This window comes from Streptomyces sp. NPDC039462 (assembly GCF_055639375.1).
This window is the reverse complement of record NZ_JBVKAO010000006.1, coordinates 322,004-344,406: the sequence shown is the minus strand read 5'-3', so window position 1 is coordinate 344,406 and position 22,403 is coordinate 322,004. Positions and strand designations below refer to the sequence as shown.

Annotated in this window: 22 protein-coding genes; 10 read left to right on the top strand and 12 right to left on the bottom strand. The window is 73.5% G+C overall.

Translation table 11 applies throughout. The features are described 5' to 3' along the window. Positions 1-145: 145 nt before the first annotated feature. From ACZ7LU_RS29885 to ACZ7LU_RS29875, 3 genes are all read left to right on the top strand, one after another. Positions 146-688: a nitrobindin family protein gene (locus ACZ7LU_RS29885; RefSeq protein ID WP_471918515.1), complete on the top strand. Its 543-nt coding sequence runs from the start codon at positions 146-148 to the stop codon at positions 686-688. Beyond that, a complete protein-coding gene (locus ACZ7LU_RS29880; RefSeq protein WP_471918514.1) occupies positions 685-1,335 on the top strand; it encodes a 2'-5' RNA ligase family protein in 651 nt (216 codons plus the stop codon). Before ACZ7LU_RS29885 ends, ACZ7LU_RS29880 begins: the two co-directional genes overlap by 4 nt. A gap of 146 nt (positions 1,336-1,481) precedes the next feature. Further along, positions 1,482-1,973 (top strand): DUF3574 domain-containing protein, encoded by a 492-nt coding sequence (locus ACZ7LU_RS29875; RefSeq protein WP_398307431.1) that lies wholly within the window; start codon positions 1,482-1,484, stop codon positions 1,971-1,973. A gap of 82 nt (positions 1,974-2,055) precedes the next feature. Here the strand turns inward: ACZ7LU_RS29875 and ACZ7LU_RS29870 are convergent, their stop codons facing one another. Beyond that, positions 2,056-2,490, bottom strand: a complete 435-nt coding sequence (locus ACZ7LU_RS29870; protein WP_471918513.1) for a hypothetical protein — start codon at positions 2,488-2,490, stop codon at positions 2,056-2,058. A 95-nt stretch (positions 2,491-2,585) separates the two neighbouring features. Here ACZ7LU_RS29870 and ACZ7LU_RS29865 point away from each other — a divergent pair, with 95 nt between their 5' ends. Then, entirely contained in the window at positions 2,586-3,173 is a 588-nt protein-coding gene (locus ACZ7LU_RS29865; RefSeq protein WP_471918512.1) for a DUF4291 domain-containing protein, read from the top strand. 18 nt (positions 3,174-3,191) lie between these two features. Here the strand turns inward: ACZ7LU_RS29865 and ACZ7LU_RS29860 are convergent, their stop codons facing one another. Both ACZ7LU_RS29860 and ACZ7LU_RS29855 read right to left on the bottom strand, forming a co-directional pair. Then, complete coding sequence (locus tag ACZ7LU_RS29860; protein WP_471918511.1) at positions 3,192-4,586, bottom strand: SWIM zinc finger family protein; 1,395 nt, start codon at positions 4,584-4,586, stop codon at positions 3,192-3,194. Then, a complete protein-coding gene (locus ACZ7LU_RS29855; RefSeq protein ID WP_471918510.1) occupies positions 4,583-7,732 on the bottom strand; it encodes a DEAD/DEAH box helicase in 3,150 nt (1,049 codons plus the stop codon). The genes ACZ7LU_RS29860 and ACZ7LU_RS29855 overlap by 4 nt, the downstream gene beginning before the upstream one ends. Before the next feature lie 199 nt (positions 7,733-7,931). On the opposite strand from ACZ7LU_RS29855, the gene ACZ7LU_RS29850 reads away from it, so the two are divergent. The 4 genes from ACZ7LU_RS29850 to ACZ7LU_RS29835 all read left to right on the top strand — a co-directional run bounded on the left by ACZ7LU_RS29850 (position 7,932) and on the right by ACZ7LU_RS29835 (position 11,782). Then, positions 7,932-8,903, top strand: coding sequence for a metallophosphoesterase family protein (locus ACZ7LU_RS29850; protein ID WP_471918509.1), 972 nt, complete (start codon positions 7,932-7,934; stop codon positions 8,901-8,903). Positions 8,904-8,913: 10 nt separating this feature from the next. Next, on the top strand, positions 8,914-10,194 hold the full coding sequence (locus ACZ7LU_RS29845; RefSeq protein ID WP_398307421.1) for an MFS transporter: 1,281 nt from the start codon (positions 8,914-8,916) through the stop codon (positions 10,192-10,194). Then, complete coding sequence (locus ACZ7LU_RS29840) at positions 10,178-11,236, top strand: TolB-like translocation protein (RefSeq protein WP_471918508.1); 1,059 nt, start codon at positions 10,178-10,180, stop codon at positions 11,234-11,236. Before ACZ7LU_RS29845 ends, ACZ7LU_RS29840 begins: the two co-directional genes overlap by 17 nt. A gap of 66 nt (positions 11,237-11,302) precedes the next feature. Continuing rightward, positions 11,303-11,782, top strand: coding sequence for a RidA family protein (locus tag ACZ7LU_RS29835; RefSeq protein WP_471918507.1), 480 nt, complete (start codon positions 11,303-11,305; stop codon positions 11,780-11,782). Here ACZ7LU_RS29835 and ACZ7LU_RS29830 read toward each other — a convergent pair. The 6 genes from ACZ7LU_RS29830 to ACZ7LU_RS29805 form a co-directional block, all read right to left on the bottom strand. After that, on the bottom strand, positions 11,779-12,837 hold the full coding sequence (locus ACZ7LU_RS29830) for a glycoside hydrolase family 6 protein (protein WP_471918506.1): 1,059 nt from the start codon (positions 12,835-12,837) through the stop codon (positions 11,779-11,781). The genes ACZ7LU_RS29835 and ACZ7LU_RS29830 overlap by 4 nt on opposite strands. Before the next feature lie 140 nt (positions 12,838-12,977). Continuing rightward, a complete protein-coding gene (pip, locus tag ACZ7LU_RS29825) occupies positions 12,978-13,931 on the bottom strand; it encodes a prolyl aminopeptidase (protein WP_471918505.1) in 954 nt (317 codons plus the stop codon). 25 nt (positions 13,932-13,956) lie between these two features. Then, the gene (locus tag ACZ7LU_RS29820; protein ID WP_471918609.1) at positions 13,957-15,099 is read right to left on the bottom strand and encodes a nitrate/nitrite transporter; all 1,143 of its coding nucleotides are present in this window, start codon (positions 15,097-15,099) and stop codon (positions 13,957-13,959) included. 153 nt (positions 15,100-15,252) lie between these two features. Continuing rightward, positions 15,253-15,975, bottom strand: coding sequence for a uracil-DNA glycosylase (locus ACZ7LU_RS29815; protein WP_398307813.1), 723 nt, complete (start codon positions 15,973-15,975; stop codon positions 15,253-15,255). Positions 15,976-16,069: 94 nt separating this feature from the next. Further along, entirely contained in the window at positions 16,070-17,542 is a 1,473-nt protein-coding gene (locus ACZ7LU_RS29810; protein ID WP_471918608.1) for a YfcC family protein, read from the bottom strand. 86 nt (positions 17,543-17,628) lie between these two features. Further along, positions 17,629-18,987, bottom strand: a complete 1,359-nt coding sequence (locus ACZ7LU_RS29805) for a M20/M25/M40 family metallo-hydrolase (protein WP_471918504.1) — start codon at positions 18,985-18,987, stop codon at positions 17,629-17,631. A gap of 142 nt (positions 18,988-19,129) precedes the next feature. Here ACZ7LU_RS29805 and ACZ7LU_RS29800 point away from each other — a divergent pair, with 142 nt between their 5' ends. Further along, on the top strand, positions 19,130-19,618 hold the full coding sequence (locus tag ACZ7LU_RS29800; protein WP_471918503.1) for an RNA-binding S4 domain-containing protein: 489 nt from the start codon (positions 19,130-19,132) through the stop codon (positions 19,616-19,618). 120 nt (positions 19,619-19,738) lie between these two features. Here the strand turns inward: ACZ7LU_RS29800 and ACZ7LU_RS29795 are convergent, their stop codons facing one another. The 3 genes from ACZ7LU_RS29795 to ACZ7LU_RS29785 all read right to left on the bottom strand — a co-directional run bounded on the left by ACZ7LU_RS29795 (position 19,739) and on the right by ACZ7LU_RS29785 (position 21,978). Continuing rightward, positions 19,739-20,194, bottom strand: coding sequence for a DoxX family protein (locus ACZ7LU_RS29795; protein ID WP_471918502.1), 456 nt, complete (start codon positions 20,192-20,194; stop codon positions 19,739-19,741). Between the two features lie 119 nt (positions 20,195-20,313). Then, positions 20,314-21,018: a class I SAM-dependent methyltransferase gene (locus tag ACZ7LU_RS29790; protein ID WP_470981064.1), complete on the bottom strand. Its 705-nt coding sequence runs from the start codon at positions 21,016-21,018 to the stop codon at positions 20,314-20,316. Between the two features lie 42 nt (positions 21,019-21,060). Continuing rightward, entirely contained in the window at positions 21,061-21,978 is a 918-nt protein-coding gene (locus ACZ7LU_RS29785; RefSeq protein WP_471918607.1) for an acyltransferase domain-containing protein, read from the bottom strand. Positions 21,979-22,107: 129 nt separating this feature from the next. Here ACZ7LU_RS29785 and ACZ7LU_RS29780 point away from each other — a divergent pair, with 129 nt between their 5' ends. Continuing rightward, complete coding sequence (locus ACZ7LU_RS29780) at positions 22,108-22,368, top strand: DUF6343 family protein (protein WP_471918606.1); 261 nt, start codon at positions 22,108-22,110, stop codon at positions 22,366-22,368. Positions 22,369-22,403 lie beyond the last annotated feature (35 nt).

Sequence of the window (22,403 nt, the reverse complement as noted above, 5' to 3'; positions counted from 1 at the left end):
CGTAAGGGAATCGGGTGACGCGTGGGAAGACGGCACGTTACGGCGGCGGAGCACGTGCCGCCCCCGAAGGGCACGCCCCCTAAGCTTCCCCCCGGCACCCGCCCGTTCCCCCGGCACCCGCCCGACCATCCCGAGGAGCCCCACCGTGTTCGAGCCCGCACCGGAGCACCCGTACCCCGACAGCCACCGCCCGGACGAGGCGCCCGCGCCGCACGCGCTGCTCGGCCCCGTGCTCGGGCTCCTGGGCACGTGGCACGGGCGGGGGCGCGGCGAGTATCCGACGCTCCCCGCGGACTTCGCGTACGCGCAGGAGGTGACCTTCAGCCACGACGGCCGGCCCTTCCTCCGTTACGAGGCCCGGGCGTGGCTGCTCGATGCCGACGACGCCCCGCTGCGCCCCGCGGCCCGGGAGAGCGGCTGGTGGCGGCTGCAGCCCGACGGCCGGGTGGAGGCACTGGTCACCCAGCCCACCGGCATCGCGGAGATCGCGGTGGGCCAGGCGGCCGAGGGCGCGGTCGACCTCTCCACCCACGACGTGGCCCTCACCCCCACCGCCAAGGAGGTCACGGCCACCCGCCGCCGCTACACGCTGACCGACGACGACACCCTCACGTTCACCCACGACCTCGCGGCCGTGGGCCAGCCGTTGCAGCACCACCTCTCGGCACGCCTGCACCGCGCGCGATGAGCACCGGGACACGGGAACGGGCGGGGGCGACGGGGGCGGGGATGGAGGCACTCGCGGCGACGGGGACAGGGGCGGGGACTGCAGACGGGGCAGCGGAGGGGGCGGCGGAGCCGGACGGCTGGGCGGACCTTCCCGGCGACACGGCCCTGTCCATCCGCATCCCCGAGGCGAACCCCCTGGTGAGGGCCGGTTTCCCGGCGCACGTGACGGTGCTCTACCCGTTTCTCAACGAGTCCCGCTTCACCGCGTCCACCCACAGGGACCTCGCGGAGATCTTCGCCGCCCACGCCCCCTTCACCCTCACGTTCCGCGAATTCGGCCGCTACCCCGGCGTCCTCCACCTCCCGCCGACCCCCGACACCCCGGTCCGCGCCCTCACCCGCTCCCTCACGGCCCGCTGGCCCGAGGCCGTCCCCTACCGCGGCATCTTCACTCCGCCCCCGGCCCCCCACCTCACCCTCGCGAACCACGAGGGCCCGGCCACTTACGAGGCGGCCTACGACACTCTGGAGACGGCCCTCGCCCCGGCGCTCCCGATCGTCAGCCACGTGGACACCGTCCACCTGATCGTGACGGACGGGGCGGGCAAGGGCTGGCGGGATCTCACGACGTACCGGCTGGGCGGGGGCGCATCCGGGGCCCTGTGACGGGCGTGCCACACGAGCATGAAATCGGCGGGGGCCAATCAGGCCATATCGCCGGATGTCCCCGGCATCGAGGGCGCCGGACGCACGGGGGTCCGCTACGGTTTGCCGCCGTTGTGGACCGTCCCTCCTCGGAAAAGGAACGCCCTGTGGCCCTCACCTTTCCCCGCGTCTCCGGCACCCGGCTCGCCGTGGCCGCCGCTGCCACCACCGTGCTGGCCGTCGGTGCTCCCGCCGCGTACGCCTCGCTGGACGACGACGGCCCGACCGGCGCCGCCGGCCCGGCCGTCACGTCGACCGTCGCCCGCGGCAAGCCGTTCACCGAGACGCGGCTCTTCTTCGGTACCGAACGGCCCGACGGCGGGCCCGCGGTGACCGACAAGCAGTTCATGGCCTTCATCGACAAGGAGGTCACGCCGGGCTTCCCTGACGGGCTGACCATCCAGGACGGGCGCGGGCAGTGGCGCGACTCCAACGGCAGGATCGAGCGGGAGCGTTCGTACGAACTGATCCTGCTGTACCCGACGACCGAGGCGCGCAAGCGGGACACCCAGATCGAGGAGATCCGCAGCGACTACGAAAAGGCGTTCGCGCAGGACTCGGTGGCGCGGCTGGACGAGCGGACGCGGGTCGACTTCTAGACGGGTCGTGCGGCGGTGGCGGGTGAGTGTGTGGTGAGTGTGTGGGTGGGTCGCCGTGCGGGAGCCCGCTACCGCCGCCGCGTCACGGGGTGTTGCCGTTGATGTTCTGGGTGCCGATGGTGCCTGCCTGGATCGATGTGCCGTAGAGCGTGCCGCCGCTGAAGGTGTTGTTCGTGATGGTGACGCGCGGCGCCCGCGCGTCGGGCTCGGGGGACAACTCTTCGAGCAGAGCACGCAGTTCGGCGGCGGCCTCGGGGTCGGCGGCGAGCCTGCGGCGGAGGCGGGAACGCCACTCCGCCTGCACGTCGGCCGCGGTCGCCTCGTCCTCCGCGCCCCGCGCGGCGACGACTTCGATCCGCGCCTCTTCCAGCTCCCCCGCGAGAGCCTCCTCGTCACCGCTGCCCCGCGCGAAGAACCGGGCGACCCGGTCCCGCGCCTGGGCCCAGCTCTCGGTCACCATCTGCTGCACGAGCGCCGTCGCCCCCGCCGCCGCAAGCGCCGTCAACTCAGCGTCCACCGGACCCCCTTCTCCGTACACGAGGCTTTTACGGTAGCGCGCGGCACCGACAATTCGCTGGCGGTCCGCCGTCGCCACGTGCACGCTGGGCGATCATGAACCATCAGATCCGCGCCCTGCACACCGACTCGACCATCACCGTCTACCAGGCGTACGCCCCGGCGCTCGGCGTACCCGCGGCCCGCACCGGGCGCTTTCCCGCCGCCTGGAAGCGGGACCGCATGACGTGGATCAAGCCGTCCTTCCTCTGGATGATGTACCGCTGCGGCTGGGCCACGAAGGAAGGCCAGGAGACCGTTCTGGCGGTCGAGATCACCCGCGAGGGCTTCGACTGGGCCTTGCGCAACGCGTGCCTCTCCCACTACGCCCCCGGTCTCCACCCCGACCAGGCCACCTGGAAACACTCCCTGCGCCGATCCCCCGCCCGAGTCCAGTGGGACCCGGAACGCGACCTCCACCTCAACCCGCTCCCCCATCGCTCCCTCCAACTGGGCCTGTCCGGCGAGGCCTCCCGCCGCTACGCGGACGAGTGGACGGTCTCGATCACGGACGTCACCGACCGCGCGCGGGAGATCCACGCTCTCGTACGGGAGGGGAACGACCTGGAGGCGGCGGCCCGTCTGCTGCCCTCGGAACGGCCCTACCCCGCGGGCGATGACCTCTTGGCGCACCTTCGGGCGTGACGACGGACCCGGGCCGCCCTACGCCTCCGTCACCCCAGCCAGCGCCCCCACCGGATCCACGTCCGCCTCCCCCTCGGGCCACCAGTCGTCCGCGCCCGGCTCGCTTCGGTACGGGTACCAGCGGTTGTCGTGGCCGTAGCGGAGTTGGAGGGTGCCTTCGGGGTTCGTGAGGTGGTTGTGGTGGATCGTCATGCGGGGGAGGTCCGCCGCGGTCAGGGCGCCGCGGGCGCGGTCGAAGTGGCCCGCCGGGGGGTCCCAGGGGGATTCGAGGACCGTCAGGCCCTCTTCGCCGCCCTGGCGCCAGGCCGCCGCCGCCCGGGAGAGGTCGGCGGGGGTGCGCCCCACGGACCTGGCCAGTTCGGCGAATTGGCGGCTGAATGTGCGGCGGCCGGTGAGGCCGGGGTGCGAGGCGGCCAGGCGGACCGCGTCGTGCCAGGGGGACACGGCCGTGAAGGGGTCCGTGCCCGTCGTGAGGAACGCGTGGGCGCGGGCCGCCGCGTCCGTCACCAGGAACTCCAGCGCTGTCGGGTCCGGCGCGCCGGGCATGGATGGGAGGACCGGGGGTTCGCCCGCGTGCGCCGGTGGGGGGAGAGGGGCCGGGAGCGGGGAGCGGTACTCCGTGGCCAGGGCCTCTCGTGCCAGGACGCTCGGGAGCGCGGGGAGGGTGGGGAGGTCGGGGTCGGGGGTGGTCTGGGGCCGGGTGGTCGCGGGTGCGTGTGGGTCGGGCTGCCGGCGTGCCGTCGACTCGTGTTGCTCCGCCGCCGACAACCGCGTGTTCCTGCGCGACAGTTCGTCCAGGAGGTCCTGTTCCTCGCCGCCGCGCAGCAGCAGGAGCACGAAGGGGTCCGCGTCCAGGAGGCGGGCCGTCTGGTAGGCGAGGGCGGCCGCGTGTTTGCAGGGGTGGCCCCGGTCCGGGCAGGTGCAGGCGGGGGCCAGCTCGCGGGCTCCGGGCAGGAGCGGGACGTCGGCCCGGGTCGCCGCGTCGGCCAGGGCGTGCGGCATCTCCTTGTCGAGCAGTGCCGCGATGCGCGCGGGGTCGGTGGCCACGGCGTCGAGGAAGCGGTCCCAGTGCTCGGGCAGCATCGTCCGCAGGCGGATCTCCGCGCGGTACGGACGGGGGCGGCTGCCGTGGACGTACGCGACGATGCGGCCCGGGGCGACGGTGATGGTGTCGACCGCGCCCTCGCGCGCGTACGCCCGGCCGCGGGCGAGGCGGGCCTGGTCCAGGGCGCTGCCCTCCAGCGCGTCGAGCCACGCGTTGCCCCACCAGGAGGTGGCGAAGGGGGCGCCGGGGTCGGGGTTCGCGGGCAGGGCGGGGAAGACGCGGCCGCTGCCCATGCGGCTCGTCTCGCTCATTGCGCTGGCCCGGCCCAGGCCACCGCCGTGTCCTGCCGGTCCGCTCCGCGGCTTCATGCCGTCCTCCTCAGCGCCACGAGGTCCGCGAGCTCCGCGTCGGACAGCTCCGTGAGGGCCGCCTCGCCGCCGTCGCCGAGCACCGCGTCCGCCAATGCCTGCTTCGCCGCGAGGAGTTCGGCGATGCGGTCCTCGACCGTGCCCTCGGTGACCAGGCGGTGGACCTGGACCGGCTGGGTCTGGCCGATGCGGTACGCGCGGTCGGTGGCCTGCTCCTCCACCGCCGGGTTCCACCAGCGGTCGTAGTGGATCACGTGGCCTGCCCGGGTGAGGTTGAGGCCCGTGCCCGCCGCCTTCAGGGAGAGCAGGAAGACCGGGACCTCGCCGGACTGGAAGCGGTCCACCATCTCCTCGCGGCGCGCGACCGGGGTGCCGCCGTGCAGGAGCTGACTGGGGATGCCGCGGGCGGTCAGGTGTGCTTCCAGGAGGCGGGCCATCTGGACGTACTGCGTGAAGATCAGGACCGCGCCCGCGCTCTCCGACTCGGCGAGGATCGTGTCGAGGAGCTCGTCCAGCAACTCCAGCTTGCCCGAGCGGGGGCGGCCGGTGCGCGTCGTGAGCATGCCGTCCTTCAGGTACTGCGCGGGGTGGTTGCAGATCTGCTTGAGCGCCATCAGCAGCTTCATGACCAGGCCGCGGCGCGCCATGCCGTCCGACGCCTCGATGCGGGCCATCGTCTCGCGCACCACCGCCTCGTACAGCGAGGTCTGCTCACGGGTGAGGGTGACCGGGTGGTCGGTCTCGGTCTTCGGAGGCAGCTCCGGGGCGATGCCCGGGTCGGACTTCTTGCGGCGCAGGAGGAAGGGGCGGACCAGCCGGGCCAGGCGCTCCAGCGCCTCGTCGTTCTCAGCCGTCTCACCGCCCTCCACGAGGCGCGCGTGGCGGGCGCGGAACGCCTTCAGGGGGCCGAGCAGCCCCGGCGTCGTCCAGTCGAGGAGCGCCCACAGCTCGGAGAGGTTGTTCTCCACGGGGGTGCCGGTGAGCGCGACCCTGGCCTGCGCGGGGATCGTGCGCAGCGCCTTCGCCGTCGCCGCGTGCGGGTTCTTGACGTGCTGCGCCTCGTCCGCGACGACCAGGCCCCAGGCCTGCCCGGCCAGCTCGGGCGCGCTCGTGCGCATCGTCCCGTACGTGGTGAGGACGAAGCCGCCGGTGGCGTCCAGGCCCGCGAGGGTGCGGCCCGTCCCGTGGAAGCGGCGCACCGGCACGCCCGGCGCGAACCGCTCGATCTCCCGCTGCCAGTTGCCGAGGAGCGACGCGGGGCAGACGACGAGTGTCGGGGCGGGGTGCCTGCGGTGCAGGTGGAGGGCGATGACCGTGATGGTCTTGCCGAGGCCCATGTCGTCGGCGAGGCAGCCGCCGAGGCCCAGGGAGGTCATGCGGTCGAGCCAGGCAAGACCGCGGAGCTGGTAGTCCCGGAGGGTGGCGTGCAGGCCCGGTGGCTGGGCGAGCACGTCGAGGTCGCCCGTCACGCGCTCGCGCAGCCGGGCCAGCGCGCCGAGGGGGACGGCGGGCACGCGCTCGCCGTCCACTTCGGCCGTGCCGGTGAGCGCGACGGACAGGGCGTCGACCGGGTCGAGCAGGCCGAGGTCCCGCTTGCGCGCCTTGCGGACCATTTCGGGGTCGACGACGACCCACTGGTCGCGGAGGCGGACGACCGGGCGGTGCGCCTCCGCCAGCACGTCGAGCTCGGCGTCGGTCAGCGGCTCGGCTTGGTCGCCGAACGCCACCTGCCAGCGGAATTCGAGAAGCTTCTCGGTCTTGAAGAAGTCGAAGTTGTCGGCGGCGGTGCCGGGGGCCGGGCGGACCACGGCGGTGGCGGTGAGGCCACGGGTGAGCTCCCTCGGCCAGTGGACGGCCACGCCGGCCGCGGCGAGCCGTCCTGCCGCCGCGCCCAGGAGGTCGTACAACTCCTCCTCGCTGAGCGGCAGCACGTCGGGGCGCGGCCGCTCCAGGAGTCTGCCGAGCGGCGGCCACACGCGGGCCGCGCGGCGCAGCGCGAGCAGGGTGTCGACGCGGGCGCGCGGGCCGAAGTGGTCGGTGCCCGCCCAGAGTCCCGGCACGTCCGTCACGAGTGCCGGGTCGGCGAGGCTGTGCACCTGGACGACGGCGGCGGCCGGGGAGCCGCCCGCGCCGTCGCCGGTGTCGTCCGTGCCGTCCCGGCAGTACTCGCCCCCGTCGAACACTTCGTGCGCCCGCAGGTCGAGGCGGAGCGAGACCCGCACGCCGGCGTCCATTCCCGCGGCGACCTCGGCGGCCCACTCCCGCGCGCCCGGCAGGTGCTGCGGCGCACGCGCGGCGAAAGGCGCACCGACCGCGTGCGCGGCCGCGGGGGTGCGCGGCAGGGCGTCGACCACCGCGTCGACGAAGGCTCTGACCAGGGCGAACGGCTGCGGCAGCCGCAGCGGCCCGGGTCCCGCGAGCGGCACCGCGTGCGCCTCGGCGGGCAGCGCCGCGGCGATGGCCCGCAGGTGCGCGACGTCGGCCTCGTCCAGCGGCCCCGCCCGCCACGCGTCCATGTCCCCGGCGGTCAGGCCGGGCAGCAGCCTGCCCCGCGCGGCCAGGTGCAGCGCGTGCCGTGCGGCTGCGGCCCAGCAGGCCGCGGCGGGGTGCAGGTCCGCGGTGCGGAGCAGCAGCGACACGGCGTCGGCGACGGGCAGGAACAGGGCGGGGACGGTGCGGGCGCGGGCACCCTTGCCGTGCTTGCGTGCGACGACGAGGTCGCCCCGCGTGGCGCCGCGCAGCCCTTCCCGTACGCCCTCGGGCCCGGCGGCCTCGCCCGACAGCTCACCCTCGGGCCCGGCGGCCTCACCCGACAGCTCACCCTCGGGTCCAGCGGCCTCACCCGACAGCTCGCCCTCGGGCCCGGCAGCCTCGCCCGACAGCCCTCCCCCGCGCCCGGCAGCCTCGCCCGACAGTCCTCCCCCGCGCCCGGCGGTCACGCTCGCCGGCTCCGCCTCGGGCACCGCCTCGCCCGCCAGCTCCCCCTCCGCCACCGCCACGTCCGGAAGCTCTCCGCCGTCCGGCCGCCAGAAGGCGAGCCGTCCCTCCCGGGGCACCTCGGCCGGAAGGAAGACGGCGGCGCAGGAACGCACGAGAAGGGTGCGCCGAAGGGCGTGCCCCTCCTCCGCCGTCATCGCCACCGACATCGCCGCCTCACTCAGCCCCTGCTCACGCCACCTGTCACCCGTGCTCGCCACCCTAGGCGAGGCCACTGACAACGCGGGTCGAGCAGCTGGAAGGAAACTTTCCTAACAATTATCGTCCCGAGTCATTGACGCGCACATGCCGCATCGCCAGGATTCCCCGAGACGGCCCGGCACCCCCACGCCAACCGAGGAGACGGACATGCCTCCCACCCCCCGCGCCATGAACCCCCGCACGAGCAACTCCCGTACGCACAGGGCCCGTTGGGGCATCCCCATCGCCACCGGCGCCTCGCTCGCCCTCGTCGGCGGCGTGCTGCTCTGGTCGCCCGCCGAAGAGGCCGGCGCCTTCCCCGCCGCGGCGCCGAGGGCGGGAGCCTTCACGGCGGTCGCCGCGGGTGACATCGCCGAACAGTGCACCGCGAGCAGCAGCAGCTGCAAGCACCCCAAGACCGCGGCCCTGGTCAAGCAGATCAACCCGTCCTTCGTCATGACCATGGGCGACAACCAGTACGACGACGCGCGCCTGAAGGACTTCAAGAACTACTACGACAAGACCTGGGGCGCCTTCAAGAGCAAGACCCGCCCCGTCCCCGGCAACCACGAGACCTACGACCCGGCGGGCGCGCTCGCCGGCTACAAGTCCTACTTCGGCTCCGTCGCCTACCCCGACGGCAAGAGCTACTACAGCTTCGACCAGGGCAACTGGCACTTCATCGCCCTCGACTCCAACAGCTTCGACGACGACGAGCAGATCGACTGGCTCAAGGACGACCTCGCCGCCAACTCCAAGAAGTGTGTGGCCGCGTACTGGCACCACCCCCTCTTCTCCTCCGGAGGGCACGGCAACGACCCGGTGAGCCGCCCGGTCTGGAAGCTGCTCCAGGCGAACAAGGCCGAGCTCGTCATGAACGGCCACGACCACCACTACGAACGGTTCGCCCCGCAGAACGCCGACGGCAAGGCGGACTCCGAGGGCATCGTCGAGCTGCTCGCCGGCATGGGCGGCGCCAACCCGTACGACATCGAGGAGGTACAGCCCAACAGCCAGAAGCGGATCACCAAGACCTTCGGCGTCATCAAGCTGAACTTCACCGACACCGGGTTCTCCTGGAACCTCGTCGCCACGGACGGCTCGACGAAGGACACCAGCCCGTCGTACACCTGCCGCTGAGACGAGCGCCATGTACCTCGCCTCCACCGACGCGGTCGCCAAGGCCTCGGAGAAGTCCGAGGCCCGGCGCGGCCGCGTCGCGGGCCCCGTCCTCGCGCTCGGCGCGGTCAGCCTGGTCACGGACATCTCCTCGGAGATGGTCACCGCCGTCCTGCCGCTCTACTTCGTCCTCCAACTCGGCCTCTCACCCCTCCAGTTCGGTTTCCTCGACGGGCTCTACAACGGAGTCACGGCCCTGGTGCGGCTGGCCGGCGGCTACGCCGCCGACCGCGGCGGGCGGCACAAGCTGGTGGCGGGCGGCGGCTACGCCCTCTCCGCGCTGTCCCGGCTCGGGCTGCTGCTCGCGGGCGGCGCCACCGCCGGGATCGGCGCGGCGCTCGCCGCCGACCGCATCGGCAAGGGCGTGCGCACCGCGCCGCGCGACGCGCTCATCTCGCTGAGCAGCCCGCCCGACGCGCTGGGCCGCGCCTTCGGCGTGCACCGGGCGATGGACACGACGGGCGCGCTGCTCGGGCCGCTCGCCGCGTTCGCGCTGCTGTGGGCGACCGCCGACGCGTACGACGCCGTGTTCGTGGTCAGCTTCTGCTTCGGGCTGCTCGGGGTGCTGATGCTGATCGCGTTCGTGCCGGGGCACCGGGCACAGGCCGCGATGGAGCCGGTGCCGGGGAAGCCGGCGGCCGGTTCCGGCGCGCGGCGCGCCAAAGCGCTGGACCTGCTCCGCGTTCCCGCCTTCCGGCGCGTCCTCGTCGCCGCCGCGCTGCTCGGCGCGGCCACCATCGGTGACGCGTTCCTCTACCTCCTCCTCCAGCGGCGGCTCGACTTCGCGGTCTCGTGGTTCCCGCTGCTTCCGCTGGGCTCCGCCGCCGTGTACCTGCTGCTCGCCGTGCCGGCCGGGCGGCTCGCCGACCGCACCGGACGCCGCGTGCCGTTCCTCGCGGGGCACGTGGCGCTGCTCGGCGGCTACCTCCTGCTGCTCTCCCCCACCGACGGCTGGCCCCTGCTCATCGGCGTACTGCTGCTGCTCGGTGTCTTCTACGCCGCCACCGACGGCGTCCTGATGGCCCTCGTCGCCCCCGTCGTCGCCCAGGAGCGGCGGGCCAGCGGCATGGCCGTCCTGCAGACCGGACAGGCGCTGGCCCGGCTCCTCGCCGCGGCCGGGTTCGGTGCGGCGTGGACGCTGTGGGGCGTCGGGACCGCGCTGACCTGCGCGGCGCTCGCACTGACCGGGGCGCTCGCCGGGGCGGCCGCCCTGCTCCGTCCTCCGAAAGGCCGACATGACCTCGCCTCCTGACACCGGTGCGACCGGTACCGCCGATACCGCCGACACCGTCGGTACGTTCCGTTCCCTCCGCTCCCGGATCGTGGCCGTCGCCGCGGCCGCCGCCGTGCTCGCGGGCGTCGCCGTCGCCTACACCGTGCACGCGGCGCAGGACGCCCAGTCCGCCGACGCCACGTCGGAGTTCGGCCTCGACCGGGGGAACCTCTACTTCCGCAGCACGGAGGCGGGCGCGGGCCGCGTCGCCCGCCTCCCCGTGTCCGACAAGGCCGTCCCGGACGCGGCCCGCACCACCGGCGGCCCCTCCTGCGAGCGCTTCTACGCCGCCGCGGACACCGGCCTGTGCCTCCAGCGCCGCGCCGGGATCCCGCCCAAGTCGTACGCCGTCGTCCTCGACGCCGAGCTCCGCGAGAAGCGCCGCATCGCGCTCACCGGGATACCCAATCGGGCCCGGGTCTCGGCATCGGGCCGGATGCTGTCCTGGACGATGTTCGCCACCGGCGACTCCTACGCGGGCTCGTCCTTCTCCACCCGCACCTCGATCCTGGACACCCGCACCGGCTACCTGATCAAGAACATGGAGGAGATCCCCCTCACCCTCGACGGCCGCCGCTACCACTCCCCCGACGTCAACTACTGGGGCGTGACCTTCACCAGGGATGACAACGTCTTCTACGCGACCGTCTCGACCAAGGGCAGGACGTACCTCGTGCGCGGCGACATGAAGAAGTGGGCGGCGACCGCCCTGCGTTCGAACGTCGAATGCCCCTCGCTCTCCCCCGACAACACCCGCGTCGCCTTCAAGAAGCGGGTGCGGAAGGGGACCCGGGACCCCTGGCGGCTGTACGTCCTCGACCTCCGGACGATGCGGGAGCGCCCTCTCGCCGAGCGGCGCAACGTCGACGACCAGGCCGCCTGGCTGGACGACGACACCCTCGCGTACGCCCTGCCGGGCGAGGACGGCCGCAAACAGGACATCTGGTCGACCCCCGCGGACGGCTCGGGCAGGCCCACCCTCCGCGTACGGGGCGGAAGTTCACCAGCGGCGGTGCGCTGAGGCGAGGTGAGCGGAGGGCGGGGAAATTCGGATGCGTACGCGACCCAATTCCCGCACGATCGCGGCATGACCTCCCCGGACCGCACCACCACACCCGCCCGGACCACCACACCCACCCGCACCGTCGTCCCCACCCTCTTCCCGCCGCCCGGATACGCCCACGCCGCCGTCGTCGAAGCAGGCACCCGGCTCGCCTTCATGGCGGGCTCCGTCCCGCTGGACCCCGAGGGGAACCTCGTCGGGGAGGGCGACATCGCCCGCCAGACCGAGCAGGTCATCGCCAACCTCGACGAGGCCCTGCGCGCGGTGGGCAGCGACCTGTCGCAGGTGGTGGCCAGCACCGTGTACGTGGTCGGCGACGAACCCGCGGCGCTCAGTACGGCGTGGGACGTCGTCCGCGGCACCGACCTGCACGCGGGCCCGCACACCTCGACGCTGCTCGGCACGTCCTGCCTCGGCTACCGCGGCCAGCTCGTCGAGATCACCGCCACCGCGGTCGTCCCCGACGGCCCCGGTGGTCCCGGTGGCCCCGGTGGCCGGGACTAGCCACGGGACCTGCGTGCCAGGTCGAGTGCGTACTCCGGCCACCACTGGCCCGCCCGCGGCCCGCCCCGGCACGTGCCGTCGGACTCGCCGGGGCGCTTGACCCACAGGTAGGCGTCGAGCAGCGGCGTGCCGGTGCGGGCGGTGGGCGGTGTGCCGAGGGCGCGGCCCGGTGGGTTGCACCACGGCTGGCTGCCCGCGTAGGGGCCGTTGCCGTTGCGGCTGCTGTCGATGACGAAGTGTTTGTCACCGCCGAGTGCCGCGGCGAGCCGGTGGCCGTAGTCCGAACTCACCTGGTCCGTCTGGTGATTGGACACGTTCAGCGCGAAGCCGTCGGCCTCGGCGATCCCGGCGCGGCGCAGCGGGGCGACCAGGCGCTGCTCGTCGGGGATCCAGGCGGCGTTCCCCGCGTCGACGTACACCTTGGTGTTCGGCTGCCGCTTGAGGCGCTGGACCGCGTGGGCGAGCAGCTCGTACCGCTCGTCGGCGTCGGCCTGCGGGCAGCCCGCCACCAGCTGGGCGACGGCGTCCGGTTCCAGGATCACGTACGCGCCCCGGGTGCCGAGTCCGGAGGCGAAGTCGTCGATCCACCGGCGGTAGTGCGCGGCGTCGCGGGCGCCGCCCGCGGAGTGCGCGCCGCAGTCGCGGTGCGGGACGAAGTAGGCGACGAGGACCGCGGTGCGCCCCGCCATCGCCGCCGCCTCGACATGGGTGCGGACGACCGCGCCGGGATCTTCGTCGCTGAGCCAGACGGCCTGGGGGCGGCCCGCGATGCGTTCGATGAGGCGGGCGTCCTCCGTGCGGCCCGCCGCCTGCCACTCCGCGACCTGGCGGACCGCGGCGCTGTGCGGGTCGACCCAGAAGACGGGCTCGGCCGGGACGGGGTCGACCGAGGCGGGCTCGGCCGGGACGGGGTCGGCCGGCTCCGCGGACCCCACTCCGTGTGCCGCCGCGCCGCCGGTCACCGCCGCGCCGAGGAGCAGGGCAGCGGCGAGGGCCGCTCGGGTCAGGGTGCGTCGGGGTCGCGGGCGGGAACGGCGGAAGGGCTGCTGGGACACCGGGCGGCTCCAGTCGTTCGAACTGATCCGGCGCCGGCGGTGGTCGGCGCTTTCCCCGGAGTGTGGGCGATCGATGTGCCGCGGCCGGGGCCCGTCCCCGGCAGTTCACCCGGAAGAGCGGTCCGACGGGGGCCACCGGGTCAGGGCCGCCGGAACCGGTCCGTCGCCGCCGTCAGCGCCTCCGCGATGCCCCGCGCCCCCGCGTTGTGTCCCGCGTCGTCCACGAGGACGAGTTCGCTGCCGGGCCACGCCTGATGGAGCCGCCACGGGACGCCCAGGAGGTTGCCGAAGTCGAGGCTGCCCTGGACCAGTACGCCCGGGATGCCCGCCAGGGAGGGCGCGTCGCGCAGGACGACCTCGTCGCCGCCCAGCCAGTGGTCGTGGGCGAAGTAGTGCGTGACGGTGCGGGCGAAGCGGGCCCGGAAGTCCGCGTCCTCGTAGCGGGGGACGGACCTCGGGGGCGCGGGCACGAACGCCGTCTCCCAGTCCGTCCAGGCCCGCGCGGCGGCGGCCCGCACGGCCGGGTCGGGTGATTCCAGGAGCCGGTTGTAGGCGGCGGCCAGGTCGCCGTCCCGGTCCTTCTCCGGCACCGCGTCGCGGAACGCCCGCCACGCCTCGGGGAAGATCCGGCCGAGCCCCCGTGTCAGGAGCTCCACCTCGGCGCGGCTGCCCGTGGCGATGCCGGTGAGGACCAGTTCCGAGACCCGGTCCGGGTGCGTCTGCGCGTACCGCAGGCCGAGCACACATCCGAATGACACGCCCCACACGAGCCACCGCTCGACGCCCAGGTGGCGCCGCAGCAGCTCCAGGTCGCCGATCAGGTGCTTGATCGTGTTGACGCCCATGTCGGTGGCCGGGTCGCTCGCGGGCGGCGTGGACCGGCCCGCGCCGCGCTGGTCGAGCAGCACGATCCGGTACGCGTCGGGGTCGAAGTACCGGCGGAAGAAGGGCGTGCAGCCGGAGCCGGGGCCGCCGTGCAGGACCACGGCCGGCTTGCCGTGCGGATTGCCGCAGACCTCCCAGTACACGCGGTTGCCGTCACCGACGTCGAGCATGCCGCTGTCGTGGGGTTCGATGTCCGGGTAGAGGCCCATCGGGGCAGCCTAGATGCTGCCCGCCTCACTCCGCACGGGCGTTTCGCATCCGCCCGTACGCGTACACGCAGCCCGCGAGCGCCAGGTCGGAGAGGAGCATGAAGCCGATCGAGTACGAGTCCTTGGCGCTGTAGATGGCGCCCATGACCAGCGGCGGCACGAACCCGCCGAGGCCGCCCACCGCGCCCACGATGCCGGTGACGGAGCCGACCTGGGGCTGCGGGGTCACCTGGGAGACGAGGGCGAAGACGCTGCCGCTCGCGGTGCCGAGGCCCGCCGCCATGACCAGGAAGCAGATCGTGCCCACCGGATACAGGGCCGGATCGAATGCCTGCACGACGGCGAAGAGGGCGACCACCGCGAGGGCGACGGTGGTGACCGTGGCCGGGTGGAGCCGGTCCGAGAGCCAGCCGCCGACCGGCCGGAAGACGACGGTGACGAGCGCGAATCCGGCCGCCTTGGTCCCGGCGTCGGTGGGCGACAGGTCGTACCAGGTCTTCAGATACGTCGGCAGGTACACGCCGAAGGCGACGATCCCGCCGAAGCCGATCGCGTAGAGCGCGGACAGCTCCCAGGTCACGCGGAGCCGCCCGGCCTGCCCGAGGCGGGTGCCGAGGGAGCTGGTGGGCACGGGCCGGTCGGGGCGGTCGCTGATGAGGAACGCGGCGAGCACCGCAAAGGTGGCGAGCGCGATCGCCACGATGAGGTACGGCAGGTTGTCGCCGTGCTCGGCGATGCGCGGCGTGAAGTACCCGGAGAGCGCCACACCGCCCATGCCCATGCCGAAGACGCCGAGCGCGAAGCCCCTGCGGGCGGGCGGGAACCAGGAGTTGACCAGCGGGATGCCGATGGCGAACGTCGTCCCGCCGAGGCCGAGCAGGAAACCGACCGCGAGCATCGCGCCGAAGCTGTTCCTCGCCGGAATGATCAGCAGCACCGGGACGATGGTGAGCGCCGAGACGAGCGGGAACATCAGCCGGGCGCCGTACCGGTCGGTCAGGGCGCCGACCGGCACCCGGCCCAGCGAGCCGACGATCACCGGCACGGCGACCAGGAGGGACTGCTCGAAGGAGCTCAGGCCAAGGCGGTCCTTGAAGTCGCTGCCGAGCGGCGCCACCAGGTCCCAGGCCCAGAAGGTGAGCGTGAAGCCGATGGTCGCCACGGCCAGATTGCGATAGGCGGCGCCGGAGGGCCTGACCCCGAGGGCGTCGGAGGGCTGGGCGGCGGAGGTGCCTGAGGGGCCGGCCCCGGAGGTACCGGCAGGGTTGGCCGCGCGAGTCTCGTCCACGTCCTCACGCTAGGAATCAGTGCCGGGCGCGGCTCACTCTGCTGGGCCGTTCGGGTGCAGGCCCGCCTCGAAGGCCGCCGAGCGCAGCACCTCCCGCAGCATCGCGGGCGTGAGGCGCCCGGTGAACGTGTTGCGCTGGCTGACGTGGAAACAGCCGAAGACGTCGAGCGGCTCCAGCCCGGGGCCGCCCGCCAGCCGCACGTGCGCGCCGTGCCCGAAGGCCGGGCGCGGCTTCGGCACCTGCCAGCCCGCGGCCGCGAAGGCGGGCAGCGCGGCCTGCCAGCCGAAGCCGCCGAGCACGACCACCGACCTGAGCGTCGGCGCGAGCAGTTTCAACTCGCTCACCAGCCAGGAGCGGCAGGTGTCGCGCTCTTCCGTGGTGGGCTTGTTGGCGGGCGGGGCGCAGTGCACGGGCGAGGTGATGCGGGTGCCGTACAGCGTCAGGCCGTCGTCGGCGCTCTCGGCGGTGGGGCGGGAGGCGAGCCCGACGTCGTACAGCGCCGGGTAGAGGAATTCGCCCGAGCGGTCGCCGGTGAACATGCGGCCCGTGCGGTTGGCGCCGTGCGCGGCGGGCGCGAGGCCGACGAGCAGGAGCGCGGCGTCGGACGGGCCGAAGCCCGGCACCGGGCGCCCCCAGTACGTCCAGTCGGCGAAGGCGGCGCGCTTGGTGCGCGCGACCTCCTCGCGCCACTCGACGAGTCGGGGGCAGGCGCGGCACCCGGTGATCCGCTGGTCCAGTTCGCTCAGGCCTTCCATGCCCTCCACCGTACGTATGTCCTGGTCGGCGCCGTGTGCGGCTCTCGCCGTCCGCATGCCCTGGCGTCCGCTGTCCACACGCTCCGGGGCCCTCTCAGGTCAGCGCGGCGCCCAGCGCCAGGAACGCGCAGACGAGGACGGCGAGCACGGCGAGGAGCGGCCACACGAACCGCAGGTACCTGTCGTAGCCGACCTTCGCGAGCGCCACCCCGCCGATGGTCACCGCCGTCGTCGGCACCCACAGGTTCATCCAGCCGCTGGCCGCCTGCCAGGCGGTGACGACGACCGCGCGCGAGACGCCGGCGAAGTCGGCGAGCGGGGCGAGGATCGGCATGGCGAGCGTGGCGTGGCCCGAGGTGGAGGGGATCAGGAAGGCGAGCGGCAGGTTCACGAGGAAGACGATGACCGCGAAGAGCCCCGACGACGTGCCCTTCACCACCCCTTCGATGGAGTGCAGCACGGTGTCCGTGATCTTCGAGTTGTTCATGATCGTCGTGACGCCGCGGGCGAGCAGGATGACCAGGGCGGGCGAGACGAAGTCGGCCGCGCCCTGGACGATCGTGGAGCTGAGCCGCTGCTCCCCCATCCGCGCGACGAGCCCGACGGCGACGGCGGCGCACAGGAAGAGGGCCGCCAACTGCGGGAAGGACCAGCCGAGTTCGAAGCCGTACGGCCGCGCGTCGGCCTTGCCCGTGAGCGCGCTCGACCAGGGCACCACCGAGAAGATCATGAAGGCGAAGACCAGCGCGGTGGCGACGAGGACCGCCTTGTGCAGCCGGGTCAGCTCCGGCACCTCGTCCGCCGCCCGGCTCGTCCCCTCCGCCGTCCGATCGCGGTCCCGGTCGCCCGGCAGGAACCCGGACAGGGACCGCTCCGGATCCCGCCGGACCCGCTGGGCGTAGCGGATGACGTACGCGACCGTGACGCCGGTCAGGACGGCCCACATGGCGAAGCGGAGCACGATGCCGTCGCCCAGCGAGATGCCCGCGGCGGACGAGGCGACGCCCGTCGCGAAGGGGTTGACGGTCGAGCACAGCACGCCGACCCCCGCACCGAGGATGATCACGCCGACTGCGGTCATGCGGTCGTAGCCGAGGGCGAGCATGAGCGGCACGATCAGGCCGTAGAAGCCGAGCGTCTCCTCGGCGAAGCCCTCGACCGTGCCGAGCACGGAGAAGACGGCCATGACACCGGCGATGAGCAGCGCCCCGCGCTCGCGCAGCCGGTGCGCGAGCCGCCCGATGCCGCGGTCGAGGGCGCCGGTCGCGAACACGACGGTGATGAAAGCGCCGATGGCCAGCACGAACAGGAAGACGCCCGCGCTGCCGTACAGCGCGCCGACGTTGTCGGGCGCGACCAGCGAGGTCTTCTCGTCCTGGACTCCGTAGAGTCCGTTGACCGGCGCGAGGAACAGGTCGTTGAGCCGGTCGACGAAGGACTGCCCGGAGTCGACGCGGTGGTAGGTGCCCTCGACGGGCGCGCCGGAACTGTCACGGTCGTACTGCCCGGACGGGACGAGGAAGGCGAGCAGCCAGACGGCGAGGGTGACGACGGCGAGGACGGTCAGGGCGCTGGGGAAGGTGAACGTGCGCTTCCCGCGCTCGCCCGAGGGGCCTTCGGCCGGGTCCCCGCCGACCGGCGCGTGGCTGGTGCTCACGCGGCGCCGCCCGCCGTCCGGAAGTCCGCCGCGTACTCCCGTACGAAGGCGCACAGCGCGACGACGGTGTTGCGCAGCTCCGAGAAGAGGACGCGTTCGTTCGGCGCGTGCAGGTTGCACATGGTGTCCTGGGCGCCGAAGAGCAGGACCTCCGCGCCGGGCGCCGCCTTGGCGAGGCCGTTGACCAGCGGGATGGAACCGCCGGTCGAGACGTACGAGGCCTCGGTGCCCCAGGCCTCCTTCAGGGCGGCGCGTGCGGCACGGTAGGCGGGGCCACCGGTGGCCGCCTGGTAGCCGGGGCCTGCGGCGCCGGGCCTGACGGTGAGCGGGATGCCGAAGGGCTTGAGCGAGCGCAGGTGGGCGACGAGCCGGCCCTGGGCCTCCTTCGGGTCCTGTTGCGGGTGGAAGCGCAGGTTCAGCCTGGCCCTGGCGTACGGCACGACCGCGGACACGCCGTGGTCGACGCTCGGCGCGTCCAGGCCGATCACGGTGATGGCGGGTCCGCTCCACAGCCGCTCGCCGAGACTGCCGCTGCCGATCAGCGGCACCCCCTCGCGCACGCCCGCCAGGGAGCGGAACTCCTCTTCCGTGTACGTCGTGCCGGTCCAGTCCTCGCGTCGCAGCCCCTCGACCGCGACATCCCCGTGTACGTCGTGGAGGGTGCCGAGCGCCTTGAGCAGGACGAGCAGCGCGTCGGGCGCGGCGCCCCCGAACTCGCCGCTGTGGCGCGGCTCGTCGAGGGTGCGGACCTCGACGACCACTTCGCAGGCGCCGCGCAGTCCGGTGGCGAGGGTGGGGGTGCCGGGGCGGATGTTGCCGTGGTCGGCGATCACCATGGCGTCGCAGGCGAACCGCTCGGGGTCGGTGGGCGGGTGGTTCTCGAAGGCGCTGCCGTACTCCTCCTGCCCCTCGATGACCAGCTTGACGCCGACCGGCGGGCGGCCTCCGTAGGCCCGCACCATGCCCAGGTGGGCGATGACGTTGGCCTTGTCGTCCGCGACGCCGCAGCCGCGCAGGCCGCCCTCGACGGGGGTCGGCTCGAAGGGCGGCGACTTCCACAGCGACAGGTCGCCCGGCGGCTGCACGTCGTAGTGGCCGTAGAGCAGGACGGTCGGCGCGCCCGGCTCCGGGGGCGGGATCTCGCCGAGGATCACCGGGGCGGTGTCCGGCAGGTCGAGCCGCTCCACACGCGGGACACCGGCGTCGCGCAACAGCCCGGCCACCAGGTCGTGGGCCTGCTCGACCGGCTCGGGCGGATATCCGGGGAAGGCGATCGAGGGGATCGAGGCGAGCCGTACGAGGTCGGCCCGCAGCCCGTCCATCAGAGCGTCGGCGGTGGCTTCGAAAGACGTCATGAACAGCACCCCTGGGAGTCGTACGTCACGTTCGGACCGATTACCGTGATTCGTCCGGATTATGGGTGGCGGGGTTCAGCGGTTTCCGGACGGCTCGCCGGGAGCCCGGCAGGCCGCGCCGGAGCCGGACTAAGGTCGACACATGGCTTCGGAGACTTCAGCTACAGGGGGCGGCGGGACGGGCGGCGGCCCGGGAGGCGGTCCGGGCGGCGGTTCGGGCGGCGGTTCGGGCGGCGGTTCGGGCGGCGTTTCGGCGGGCGAGGGTTCGGTGCGCGTCGACAGCTGGATCTGGTCGGTCCGTCTCGTCAAGACCCGCTCGGCCGGCGGCGCCGCGTGCAAGGGCGGCCACGTCCGGGTCAACGGCGAGCGCGTCAAGCCCTCGTACGGCGTGCACGTGGGCGACGAGGTGCGGCTGCGGCAGGCGGGCGGCCGGGAGCGCGTCGTGATCGTCAAGCGCCTCATCCGCAAGCGCGTCGGCGCGCCGGTCGCCGTCGAGTGTTACGTCGACAACTCCCCGCCCCCGCCGCCCCGCGAGGCGGTCGCCCCCGCGGGCATCCGTGACCGCGGCACGGGCCGCCCCACGAAGCGGGACCGCCGCGAGATGGAACGCCTCCGGACACCGAAGGCCTGACCGCTCGGGGAACGGGCGCGGAACACGGAGAGGCCTCAGCAACACGCCGCGCACGACGGCGTGTTGCTGAGGCCTCTCCGCAGCTGATGCAGTCGACCCGTACCGCGCCGGCCGGGCACGTCACCGCCACAGGCGGGCGATGAGCTTCGCCGTCTCCTCGCGCCTCGCCCAGGCGATCCACGCCAGCGGCAGGATGAGGACCAGCGGCGTGGCCGCGTTCTCACCGCCGAGCGCGGAGACGGAGACGATGAACGCACCGATCATCAGCCCGATGAACGCCGTGGCGGCGACCGAGGAGAGCAGCGGGAGCAACAGCGCGATCCCGCCGAGCAGTTCCAGCGCCCCGATGGTGTACATCCCCGGTGCGCCCCAGCCGAGCTTGTCGAAGGCCTCGACGGCGGTCGGGTGCGCGATCAGCTTGGGCGCACCGCTCCCGGCACCGAAGAACACGCCGAGCAGCACCTGGAGGGTACGCAGGGTGATGCGGGCGCCACGGCTGCGCGTGGAGGAGGTGGCCGGGGTGCTTGCGGTGCTCGGAGTGTTCGAGGTGTGCAGTGGGGCGGTGGTGGCGGACATCGTGGTCTCCTCGGTGGGCGGGGCCTCAGGCCGTTGCGCTGTCACCGATACAGACCGGCCACCCACGCGAAACTCATCGCTCCACCAGGCACCTCACCGCTCCATCAGGCGGCTCCTCCTCAGCCCGCCGGGACCGCCCGCACCCAAGTGCCGTCCTCCGTGAGGTACTTGTCGACCTTCAGGTCCGCCTCCGCGAGCGCCTCCTCGAACTGTTCCGGAGTGAGCGGGCGGGCGCGGAAAGTCTGGGTCCATACGGCATCCGGGAAGACGTACTCCGCGCGCACCTCGTTCACGCCGTCTCCGACGGGCTCCGCCGAGAGGATCCGGACCGTGTAGCCGCCAGGGTCGACGCGCTCTCTCGGGAGGTTCGTGTGGTAGTCCGCGCCCTCCCGCTGGATCAGGACGCAGCCCTGGTCCGTGACGTGCGCGCGGCAGGCCCGCAGCATGCGGCGCCGCACCGCCGTGTCCCCGGTGTGCACGAGGAACGAGGCGAGCATCACGACCGGGAACTTCTCGTCCAGGTCGAGCCGCTCGATCGGGCTCAGCACCGTCCGCACTCCGCCGTCGAGTGCGGCGACCTTCTCCAGCATCTCGGGGGACTCGTCGACGGCGGTCACCCGGAAGCCGCGCTCCAGGAGCGGGCGGGTCACCCGGCCCGCGCCGCAGCCCAGCTCCAGAATGTGCGCCCCGGCCGGCACCGCGCCCGCGATGACCTCCGGCTCGTCCCCGACGGACAGGCGCGTGTACAGCTCGACCGCGCAGCCGTCCGGCGTGATCGCGCCGGGTCCCGTCCCCTCGTACCCCTCACGCATCTCCACGCTCATGCCCGGCCAACGAAGGCCGCCCCGCCCCCGTTCCCGAACCCCTCACGGCCCCGGCGCCTCCAGCGGGAACCAGCCATGTCCGCCGTACCAGTGGCCGCCCGCCCGCAGATGGTCGCCCACGGCCCTCTCCACCCTGGTCCGCCTGGGGAGTTCGGCCACGGGAAGGTCGCGGTCCCCGAAGACAAAGGCGACGGGATCGCCGTCCGCCGGCTCCGCCGCGCCACCGTCGGTCAGACGGAATCGCCGCTGGAAGCGGACGATGTTCGAATCCTCGGGCAGGTGGTCCCTCAGCTGCGGGTCGAGCAGCCAGGAGTGACAGACGGCTGTCTCATATCGTTCCTCCGGGAAGTGCCGGGCGAAGAACTCCCGCGCCAGGGATATCGACCGGTCGCAGGCCTCAGGCGTCAACGGCCCCCGGAAGTCGGTGATGTGCAGGCTCAGACAGGGGTCGCCCGGGCCCGCCGGATGCCCTGCGGCGGCGGCCGCGGCCCCCATGCGCTCGTCCAGCACGGCACGCTCGAACTGCAGGCGCCCCAACTGATACAGCTCGCCCCGGAAGTGCAGGCTGTGCCACCCCGTCGCGAGAAGGCCGCGGCCGCCGCGCGCCCTGCGGTGCACCGCCATGTGGCGTCCGAGGTCGGCGAGGGTGCGGCGGGAGACGTCGGCGGGGATGCCGCGTTCGCGATGGTACGCACGCACGTGCTCCAGCGCCGCCACGAACACGTACACGTAGAAGCAGCGCCCGAGCTCACCGCACGCCTCGGGCAGCGCCAGGATACGGCCGCTGCGGCCGACCTCCCCCATGTCGCGCACGACGGCGTCCACACAGCGGTCGAGCAGCCACCGCGCCTCCGGGTCGGCCCACAGCCGGCCGCGCAGCGCCACGAGGGGGTTGATGTCCTCGTGCGGCACGGCGAGGTCGAGGAGCACGTCCGGCAGCTCGTCGGCCTCCGGCAGCACCGCCTCGGCGCACGGCTCCCCCGCGCTCTCCAGCTCGCGGAGCCAGGCGGCGAGCCGTTCGTCGGACCTGAGCGCTTCCAGCACGTTCCCACCCTCTTTATCCTGTAAAGGAGGAGATGACCGCTCATGATGCGCACAGGCAGTGAACCGGTGACCGCACGCAGTCCGCTGCGGATGCGCCTGTGGTTCAGCGTATGGGGCCTTGTCTGGGCAGGCTTCGGCACCGTCGCCTTCGCCCTCGCCGGGAGGGCCGGGTGGGCGGTGGCGTGCGGGGTGCTGCTGGTGGTGGTCGCCGCCGATCTGGCGTGGGTCGTGCACCGGATGCGTCAGGGTGCGCACTATCAGCCGGGCAGGGACATCCCGCCCTACGATCCGCCGGACGCCCCCTAGCCCGGCCTTTCAGCCCCTCGCGCCGGGCGGCGCCC